This window comes from Bifidobacterium sp. W8114 (genome assembly GCF_016101165.1).
In the GTDB taxonomy this organism is placed as follows: Bacteria; Actinomycetota; Actinomycetes; order Actinomycetales; family Bifidobacteriaceae; genus Bombiscardovia; species Bombiscardovia asteroides.
The window spans coordinates 1-7,708 of the sequence record NZ_JACFRA010000011.1; the positions used below are offsets into that span (position 1 = coordinate 1).

Genomic DNA, 7,708 nt, shown 5'->3' on the forward strand with positions numbered 1-7,708 from the left:
CAGATACCCCAACACCACACTCTGACCAACACACAACCAAACCCACACACAGAACCTAAAACAACGCGTTTAGTTCCTATAGGCCCAGTGTTGGGAATCTGGTAATTGCTCTTCAACGAAGAAGACCCGGGGGATTGCCAAGCATGAGCGGACACCCTTTTCGCCCACCAGTCACGATTTTGTTCAGGCAACTCTGCCTCTTAGCTATTATGCAGCTTTAGCTAAAGAGCACAGCAACAGGCTAAGGAAATGGGTGGCCCGGCAATCTTGGGGTTTGCGGGGCCACCCCGCTTACTCGTGCAAAGAGTTTAGTGGCGACGGCTGCTGCTTTCTCGTTGGTGGGAGGCTGCTGCCGTGGCGCCTGCTGCAGTGAGCAGTCCTGCGGCGAGCAGGACCAGGAGTCCGGCGCTGCCGGCCCTGGGCAGGATGCCCTCGTAGGTGTAGCCCAGGTGGGCGGTCGTCTGTGCGGCCTGGTCTATGGTCCAGTCGACGGCCACGTCGACGGGTCCTGCATCGTGGGGCGGGTTGGTGATGCTCCAGGTGACATCGGCGTTCCGGTACAGACTGGTCCCGGCGATGCCGCCGAACTTGACGCCAGTGAGCACCAAAGGTCTCGGATCGAAGGCAACCGCCAGGGGGGTTGTGCTTTTGGCTGCCGTTCGGTTGCTGCCCAACTGCCCGTATTGGTTGTCTCCCCAGGCCCAGAGGTTGCCGTCCTGCCTGATGGCCAGTGAATGGAGCTGTCCGACGCTGCTTCGAACGGCTTTGAAGGTTTGGGCCTTGTTCGCGGGGTCCTTGATGGTCGCGGGCTTGTTCTGATTGACGGTGCTGCCGATGCCCAGCTGCCCGTTGCTGTTCCATCCCCATGCCCAGAGGCTGCCGTCACGGCCGACGACAAGGGAGTGGTTCACACCCGCGCTGATCTGGGCGGCTTTAAGGTTTTGGCTGGTATTGGTAGGGTTCTGCACGGTTTGGGGCTTGTATTTGTCGCTGGTGCTGCCATCCCCCAGCTGGCCGTACCCGTTGTATCCCCAGGTCCAGGTGTTCCCGTTCGAATCGATGGCCAGGGCGTTCCAACTCCCCGCGCTGATTTGGATGGCTTGGAAGGACTGATTGGGCAGTCGGGCCGGATTGGATGCGTAATTGGTGCTGTCGCTGGTGCCGTTGCCGAGCTGGCCGTTGGTGTTGTATCCCCAGGTGTACACGTTGCCATCGGCGTCCAGGGCCATGACGAAGCTCCAGTTGAGGCTGGCCTGGACCGCATGCAAGGTCTGTCCCGGATTGTCCGGGTCAGCGGCTGGAGTCGGGTTCTTCCTGGTCGTGCTGTACGCGGGCGTCTGGCCCTTGCCGGTGCTCTCGCTGCCCCAGGTGTAGACGCGGCTTTCGGAGTCGATGGCGGCTGAGTCGGCGACGCCGGCGCTGACCTGTACGGCTTTGAATGGCTGGCCGCTGGTGTCCTTGACGGGCTGGGGCTTGTACCGGTCTGTGGTGGTGCCGTCGCCCAATTGTCCGTGATCGTTGCGTCCCCAGCTGTAGAGGATGCCGTTGGATCCGATGGCCAGGACGTGCGAGTCGCCGGCTGCAACCTGGGTGTAGGTAAAGCTGGAATCCGCGCCGTCGGGCAGGGGGATTCTGACGGGAGTTTTCTGCGTGGCGGCATCAGCCGGTTTCTGAGCAAGCTGCCCGTACTTGTTGTTGCCCCATGCGTAGGCGTTTCCGTCGCTGGCGACGCCTATGGAAAAGGAGCCTCCGGCGCTGGCCTGGTTGAAGCGGGTGCCCCGGTTGATCGTGGGCGGGGTGATGGTCACCTGCTGGCCGCCGAGCACGTTGCCCTTGTCGGGGTTCAGGGCCCAGTGGGTGTCCATTATGGTCCAGTGGGCTGCCAGGGTGATATTGCCGGTGACCTGCTGGCTGAAGTCGTAGGCGATCCAGGAGTCGTTGCTGGTGTCCTTGATGAACCAGCCGTCGAACAGGCAGCCATCCGCTTTCGGATTGGGGAAGGGGCGTTTGGCCTGTCTGCCTTCGGTGACGGTTTGGTTTTGGGGCATGCCGGAGGGTGTCGGGTAGGAGCTGTCTGTGCTGGTGAAAGTGACGGTGTAGGAGCCCAAATATCTGTAGGCTAGGTGGGCGTCCGGCTGCTGGCCGTTGAGAGTCCATGAGACGGTTGTGTCCACTTTTCCTCGCGCATGCGCGGGCGTGGTGACGCTCCATGTGCCGTCAGCGTTCTTGGTTATGTTTGTGCCCGCCGTTCCACCGAAGCTGACCGCAGTGACTGTGGTAGTACCGGGCATGTTCACTCGTCCAGGGATGTGTCGTTCGTTGGTGGTGTTGTCACCCAGCTGGCCGTTGGCGTTTTTGCCCCAGGAGTACAGGTTGCCGTCTGAGGCCAAGCCGAAGGAGTTGTTGTCCCAACCGGCGCTTGCCTGAACCCAGGTCAGTCCAGTTGGCGCGTTCTGTGGCGCAGCAACCCGGATAGGGGTGTTTCGCTGGGTAGTGGTGTTGTCGCCCAGCTGGCCATTGTTATTGGCACCCCAGGAGTAGAGGTTTCCGTCTGAGCCAATGGCCAGTGATGCAACAGATAGGAGGCTTACTTGTTTCCAAGAGAAATTAGGTAGCACTCCATTGGGTTTATGCGCTGGAGTTGGGCCGTACACATCGACGGTGAGTCCATTGCCAACGTTGCCGTTTCCGCCGTAACCCCATGTATATATGTTGCCATCGGATCCGATAGCTTGCGAGTAGTAGTCCCCCATTTGGAATTGTCTCCAGGTGAAATTGGAGGGAACACCTTGCGGTGTGGCAATTCGGACGGGCGTAATTTTATTATCGGTGATTGATCCTGTACCTACTTCGCCACGGGTATTTGCACCCCAGCCGTAGATCCAGTTATCCGATCCCAAGGCCAGAGAATGCCATCCCCATCCGCTCATCTGCTTCCATGTGAATCCGGGGGGTACTCCGTTTGGCAACTTCACCTGGACGGGGGCATGCCGTTCAGTGGTAGTGCCGTCCCCCAGTTGGTTATGATCGTTGCTGCCCCAGCTGTAGAGGTTGCCGTCAGATCCTAGGCCAAGAGCATGCAAGCTACCTACCGCTTCCTGCTTCCATGTGAACCCAGATGGGGCATTTTGTGGCAAGTTAACAGGTTCGGGGGTGTAATGCGCGGTTGTAGTGTTGTTCCCCAACTGACCATAGGTGTTGTCGCCCCAGCTGTAGAGCTTGCCATCTGATCCCAGACCCACGGAGAACAAGTATCCGGCTGAGGCCTGGACCCAGGTAAAATCCTGGGATACGCCCTGGGGTTTCTTCACCGGGACCGGCTCATGACGTTCAGTGGTGGTCCCGTCGCCGAGTTGGCCATGATCATTGCTTCCCCAGGCGTAGAGGTTGCCGTCCGAGGCGACTGCAAGAATGTGCCCCCTTCCATCGCTGACCTGGCTGAAGCGAATTCCTCGGGGTCCGGGCGGGGTCAGGGTGACTTTCGTGCCGCCGGCGACCGGCCCCTGCACGGGGCTCATGCTCCAGGCATCTGCCTTGGTCCAGTGGGCGGTGAGATTCACATCGTTGATGACGGGCTGGTTGAAATCGTAGGCGACGGGTGTTGAACCGATGAACCAGCCGTCGAACAGGTAGCCGTCTCGGGTTGGATCCGCTGGACGTTTCACACGCTCTCCGTCAGCTATGGTTTGTGTTCTGTCGATGCCTTGGGGATTGCTGAAGGTGACAGTGTGCGTTGTGGAGGCGCGCGCCTGCAGCTCGGCGCTGTCTTTCTCGTTGGGAGTGCTGGTCTTGTCCGGCGTGGGGGAAATGGATGGGGTCGGCTGTGTGGGATTCAGAGGGGAGGGTGTGGCCAGGGGAGATGGTGAAGTAGGAGCGGTTGCTGTTGGAATGTTTGCTGTTTCAGTTGGCTGGGTGGTGGTGTCAGGAGGATTGCTGGACTTTTGTTCAGCTTCACGACCCCCCTCCTCCCCGCTAATTCCAGGTGTAGTCGGCGCGACCGCGTGGGCCGCGCTGGATTCGGTTGTGGCGCTGTCTGCTGTGGCATAGGTGCAGACCAGGAGGCTTGCGGGCAGGATGATGGCCAGCAGGAGGCTGACCAACAAAGCCGGTCGAGCGGATATAGGTATATCAGAGTGCTGACGAGGCATAGTGTGATCCCCTTCCCCAGGAATCGCAGCCATATTGTCAAGAATCCCCAACATCCGACGAGTCACGCGCCGAAGACAACTTTGGCCACTCATATAATTTTACCATATATGTGAAAGCAAGGTGAAAATAAAACATGGAAAACTGTCGTCAATCATATGGTGCATGACCGTCTTTTTTCTTCTATCCGTGTTGATGAATGCGTGACTTCAAGTTGTTAGTGATTATAGAGCCATCCTATTGGTCTGGCTGCTTACTTGATGTAGCTTCGGACTGTTGCAACGGTCACGGAGAGAAGCCCTGAGGAGAGCTGAAGAAGGATTCTGATGCTGCCCATACATGGCCGGTTGTCCTTGTATGTATAAAGCTAATTGGGCTGGAGCATGGTTGCCCAGCTGATGCTATCGAGAGTGAGCTCCAGTAGCGGCAAAGGTGAAGCAGTTCTTTGACGATCTGTCTGCAGACTATGAGCTACTTTGGCGTTACCTCGGATGCTGTTCGTGTTGGTGGTCAGGAGTGCTTTGCCGGTCAGCCGTTTGCGAGCTGCTTTTTTTGAATTGCTGGTTTGAACTATTGCGACTCAAGAGGCAGGATGCTCTTGATTGCCGTGGCTTGCCTGATAACTAACGCCCCAATCTCGCATAGCGTTGATGACCGGTTTCAGGCTCCTGCCTGTTTCTGTCAAGGAATATTCCACCCGAGGAGGTACCTCCGCATATACTTTGCGGTGCACAAGGCCATCACGCTCCATTTGGCGCAGGTTCGAGGTCAGTACCTTCTGCGAGACATTGCCAACGGAACGGCGCAGTTCGCCAAATCGCATGGTTCCGTTCAGCAAATCGCGCAGGATCAGTGCCTTCCACTTATCGGAGATCATCAGCAAAGTAGTCTCCACGGGACACGTCGGTAACTCGCGCTCCATCTAAGCTCCAATCTGAAGAATGCAGGGAAATCAGCAAAAGTTCCCAAGGAGTAACTATAGAACATATTAATGCCTACTTCTTTTTTGTTCTGTATGACCATAAGGTACATCATGACAGCAGAAAACAGAATTAGTCCGTAACGAATATGGAGGGAATCATTATGAAGATTGCAGTAGTGGCGGCAAACGGTAAAGAAGGCCGACTTGTCGTCAAGGAAGCCTTGTCGCGCGGAGATGAAGTAACCGCTGTGGTGCGAGGTGAAAACAAGTCGGCAGCTCCACACGCCATCCTTAAGGACCTATTTGATTTGACTACGGCGGATCTGGCTGGCTTCGATGTAATTGTGGATGCCGTCGGCACATGGACATCGGAGACTCTGCATGTCATTCCGGATGCAGCCAAGCATCTTGCCGGCATATTGTCAGGAACCGATATCAGATTGATTGTGGTAGGGGGTGCCGGTAGCTTGTTTGTTAATAAGGAGCACACCTTGGCGCTTAAAGATACTCCTGATTTTTCGGATGACTACAAGCCGGTCTCGGCCGCCCATAGCAAGGCGCTTGAAGGCCTGCGCAACCGTTCCGATGTCAAGTGGACCTACATCAGTCCTGCCGCTGATTTCCAGGCCGATGGAAAACGCAACGGTTCATACGGGTTGGCAGGTGAAGAATTGACTGCGAATGCTGAGGGGGAGAGTTTCATCAGCTATGCCGATTATGCAATTGCCGTGGTGGATGAAGCCGAGTCGGGCAGACACGTCGGTGAACGCATCTCTGTTTATGCCAAGTAATTGGCTAAAGTCCAAGCCATTTGAATTGAAAATACAGTATGAGTAACCTGCTTTGTTTGAACTGCGCCGTTTCTGTTATGGGGAGTCGAAGCAGATGCCTATACACGGCGATTTCTGATTGTTGGATTGCTTTTTATCTGATTGACAGTCTAGATGCGGTTTATTTGACTGAACCTGATGGAATTGTCTCATGTGAATTGGTGCTTGGATTCTGCTTCGTTGTTGTTGCTTCCCCCTATTTTTATAATCATTGAACATCACCTAGTATGTTGGATCAAACGCTAAGGACGGCATTTTGTGTTGCCGGCATTCAACAGATGACAGATTTGGCATCAGTCTTGGAATAACACATCACAGGCAGCCCCCGCCCTTGAGCTGGTTGATGGAGGATCCGGGTTTTTAGAGGGAACAATGAAAAGAACGATCATGAAAGCCTGCATGCCGGATTGGTGTCATTTTGGGGGATGGCCAGGAGGCCTGAAGATACAACTGCTTTCCTGTTGGAGAGGATTAAAGCAACATCGACATTTTTTCAGACTGTTACCACTTTTAATGACTCTAAGTATCAACGAATGAATGTAAGGTCCTGATTCATGAAGGTGGTCTTGCCGAAACAAGATGCCAGGAGGGTTATGACCTAACGGCTCCTTTGATGATCGTCGGCAACAACGGCGATGAACAAGCAGCCGACGACGACAATAGAGAAGCAGGAAGTTGTGCGGTGATCACTGGGGGATAACAACATGTGCATCTTCTTCTCTCTAAAGTGCACCAAGCACACGTCGGGTTAAGGTTGCTGCGGTTGAGTCGGGGATTGGACGAGAAGATAGGACGACATGATGATAAAAATAACAAACCTGGTTTTTCATGTGAAACCTAACCAAGGAGCAATGAAGTACTGATTCCTTACAAATCACTACAGAAACGTTATGACACTGATGTCATAGATGTCATATACCTCAGAACAGCTATTGACCAAATTGGACCAGTCTTTATCAAGGTCTTCAAACACAAGACGTGGTCCAGATTGCTCCCGTAGGTGCAGCTACGAGGACGAATGCCTTATAAATCCCGGTTTCGTCTTGACTTACATACGAATGTCTCAGAGTCAGGGCGCCCTGCTGGAGTCCCGAACGGACATGTGGGATTTGAAAGCTCTGAAGAATCGATTCGGCAGGCTAGTGAGGTCATACGATTCTGACTGAAGTCAGCCCAGGAGTTACACCGTCGTGAGCGTAGAAGTGATGAGTGAGTGAGATAAACGGATGGAGATTAATAAGTAATTTTAAAATAACAGTACTGAAGAGTGGTCTGCCCAGGTGGTGTTGATGGGCCTCAGAGGGTTATTTGGGCACTTATCGCTGATACGTGTGAAAGTACTTGATTTAGCCATCTGCCAAGACCGAGTCAGATGCTGATCAATTCATAGCAGTACTTGGGATTTTTTGACTCCGGCTTCAGAATCAAGACCGGAGTCGTTTTATAAATGGCTATGTTCAGGCCATGGTTGAGGGTCTGAGTACAGCGACTCCGTTGTATTAACGGACCCTCGCTGGTTCCGTAAAAGCCTAATTAGAACCTGTCCATCCATAACAATCGGCGACGCAGTTCCCCTGGTTGTCGATGGCTGGACCCTCATGGCCTTGCTGCATCTGGTTCCACAGGTTGGGGTAGTCCTGAAGATTGAATCCGCCGCTGTTTTGAGTAGATGGGGCGGATCCGCCTCCTCCGCCACCTTGACCGGCGGCTGGACTGGATCCGCTTCCGCCGCCTTTGTTGGCGGATGGCCGGTAGGTGGGCGTGTAGCCGTTTCGGCCGCCGCCATAGGAGGGTGCCGTCCGTTGCGCCT

3 protein-coding genes and 1 pseudogene are annotated in these 7,708 nt (G+C 54.8%); 1 reads left to right on the forward strand and 3 read right to left on the reverse strand.

What is annotated here, in order from left to right; genetic code table 11:
* Positions 1-308: 308 nt before the first annotated feature.
* Together H3T89_RS08680 and H3T89_RS08685 are read right to left on the reverse strand one after the other, a co-directional pair.
* Positions 309-4,148 (reverse strand): RCC1 domain-containing protein, encoded by a 3,840-nt coding sequence (locus H3T89_RS08680; RefSeq protein ID WP_198216875.1) that lies wholly within the window; start codon positions 4,146-4,148, stop codon positions 309-311.
* Between the two features lie 578 nt (positions 4,149-4,726).
* The gene (locus H3T89_RS08685; protein ID WP_198216876.1) at positions 4,727-5,068 is read right to left on the reverse strand and encodes a winged helix-turn-helix transcriptional regulator; all 342 of its coding nucleotides are present in this window, start codon (positions 5,066-5,068) and stop codon (positions 4,727-4,729) included.
* A gap of 161 nt (positions 5,069-5,229) precedes the next feature.
* On the opposite strand from H3T89_RS08685, the gene H3T89_RS08690 reads away from it, so the two are divergent.
* Positions 5,230-5,859, forward strand: coding sequence for an NAD(P)-dependent oxidoreductase (locus tag H3T89_RS08690; protein ID WP_198216877.1), 630 nt, complete (start codon positions 5,230-5,232; stop codon positions 5,857-5,859).
* A gap of 1,568 nt (positions 5,860-7,427) precedes the next feature.
* On the opposite strand, the pseudogene H3T89_RS08695 reads toward H3T89_RS08690, so the two are convergent.
* A pseudogene (locus H3T89_RS08695) lies at positions 7,428-7,708 on the reverse strand (hypothetical protein); the annotation flags it as partial.

What these genes read in the sequence shown, in the direction of transcription:
- H3T89_RS08690 (WP_198216877.1), top strand. Translation starts at nt 5,230, where the DNA reads ATGAAGATTGCAGTAGTGGCGGCAAACGGTAAAGAAGGCCGACTTGTC.
- H3T89_RS08680 (WP_198216875.1), bottom strand. Translation starts at nt 4,148, where the DNA reads ATGCCTCGTCAGCACTCTGATATACCTATATCCGCTCGACCGGCTTTG.
- H3T89_RS08685 (WP_198216876.1), bottom strand. Translation starts at nt 5,068, where the DNA reads ATGGAGCGCGAGTTACCGACGTGTCCCGTGGAGACTACTTTGCTGATG.